This is a genomic window from Dietzia sp. UBA5065 (assembly GCA_002415925.1).
Classification (GTDB): domain Bacteria; phylum Actinomycetota; class Actinomycetes; order Mycobacteriales; family Mycobacteriaceae; genus Dietzia.
In genome coordinates, this window is record DIAZ01000008.1 from 5,427 (window position 1) to 5,644 (window position 218).

Annotated in this window: 1 protein-coding gene; it reads left to right on the forward strand. The window is 65.1% G+C overall.

Features of this window, described 5'->3' with window-relative positions; translation table 11 throughout:
* Nucleotides 1–218, forward strand: a 218-nt coding sequence (locus B4M60_RS00750) for a hypothetical protein (protein ID WP_291079450.1), incomplete at both ends; no start/stop codon positions are given.

Below are 218 nucleotides of genomic sequence, written 5' to 3' on the forward strand. Positions count from 1 at the left end.
GCGCTGCGCGCCGCCTACTGCCGCAAGATCGGCATCGAGTACACCCACATCCTCGAGAACGAGCAGCGGCAGTGGATCCAGGAGCGGCTCGAGGGCGTCGACGACAAGCCGACGGTCGCGGAGCAGAAGTACATCCTGTCCAAGGTCAACGCGGCCGAGGCGTTCGAGACCTTCCTGCAGACCAAGTACGTCGGCCAGAAGCGGTTCTCGCTCGAGGG